Origin of the sequence: Okeania sp. SIO2C9 (assembly GCF_010672455.1) — a bacterium.
Lineage (GTDB): Bacteria > Cyanobacteriota > Cyanobacteriia > Cyanobacteriales > Microcoleaceae > Okeania.
The window spans coordinates 1-1,419 of the sequence record NZ_JAAHGO010000222.1 but is presented as its reverse complement, the minus strand read 5'-3'; the positions used below and the strand labels follow the sequence as shown (position 1 = coordinate 1,419).

Below are 1,419 nucleotides of genomic sequence, written 5' to 3'. Positions count from 1 at the left end.
TTGGAAGCATCCCAGACTAATTCCAATGTAGTCTTGGGTGGCAGTTGGGACATGGGCTTTATTTTCCCACAGTTGCATCCCGGATTTGATGCAATGTTCTGTATTGCTAAGTTGATTGAGATGCTGACTATACAAGAGCATTCACTAGGTCAGATTCGCTCGGAATTACCCCGCGTTTGCCACAAAGCCTGTACAATTCGTTGTCCTTGGACAGTCAAGGGGGCATTAATGCGCCATTTTGTGGAAACTCATCCTAGTGAGAACCTAGAGTTAATTGATGGGGTGAAGATTATTAATGCCCAAACTGATGACTGGGTATTAATTTTGCCGGATGCAGGAGAACCTTTGGTACATATCTTCGCCAACAGTGATGACCGCGATTGGGTAGATGATAGTCTCAGGAAGTATCGCACCTACGTCCAAGAGTTTGTCGAGCAGGAACAGGGCATAGAAGCTCCTAAAGCTGAAGCACTCATATCGTAACAGAACACTCAAGTCTGAACCCTAGCTCAAGCCTTAGGATGGAAGAGAAGTTTCAGCCGAAAGTCTCTTCTTTGCCAGCGCCTCCTGTAGCTATAGGAGGCGCTAAATGAACTACCCCGCCTCACTGCGTAGGACGGGGTTTCTTGCAACCCTATGCTCCGGAGAGGACTTACTGAGTTTTGAACGCTTCTTTTGCTGTAGTTGCTTCAAAGAACCCGTATCCTTACAGTTACGCTTCTTAGAAGTAGAGCCACAAGCATCGACGTTTACGAGGGCTATACCATCCCCCGGTTGCTTGTTTATAGCAACTTGATACATCACCAACGCTGAACCTTTATCGCGCTCAATCTCAAAATCGCAAGCATCACAAACATGGTGGCGGTTAGACAACTCAGCCCAATGCTTGTGTACTTTTCCACAGTTGGGACAGCGTTGAGATGGTTTGACTTTTTTGGTATCAAGCACAAAAAGCAATCCGCCTTTTGCCTCAATTTTATAGCCAATCATTTTATTTAGGGTTGACATTCCCACATCTAAAATTGACTTGTTGAGTCCGGCTTTTTGCCTCTTGCGCTTACTTCCCTTCAAGGCTTTGCGGGTCATGTTTCTAACCCGCAGTTCTTCAGTAACGCCGATGTCATAACGACTTGCTATATCTGACGTTACCTTATGCTGCCAATCCTGACGCTGATTACTAACTTTTCGCTGTAACCTTGAAACCGCTTTAGAGGCTTTTTTCCATCTGTTTGAGGGTTTAGTCCTTTTCTTTGTGTTAGGCGCTACCTTACGCCTCCTGAGCTTAGACTTGCGCTTAATTTCCTGCTCTTTGTTACGCAAGAAGCGAGGGTTAGTTAATTCAACATACTCTGACCCATCGTAAGTAGTAAGAGCTGTGCTTGTGCCTAAGTCGTAAGCAATAATTGATTCGTATTTTAG

General features: G+C 45.1%; 1 protein-coding gene and 1 pseudogene. One reads left to right on the top strand and one right to left on the bottom strand.

Annotation, left to right across the window (positions count from 1 at the left end; all coding sequences use genetic code 11):
* Positions 1-483 (top strand): annotated as a pseudogene (locus F6K23_RS40465) (mannose-1-phosphate guanylyltransferase); the annotation flags it as partial.
* A 111-nt stretch (positions 484-594) separates the two neighbouring features.
* Here the strand turns inward: F6K23_RS40465 and F6K23_RS40460 are convergent.
* Positions 595-1,419, bottom strand: an 825-nt coding sequence (locus F6K23_RS40460; protein ID WP_293166848.1) for a transposase, incomplete at its 5' end; no start/stop codon positions are given.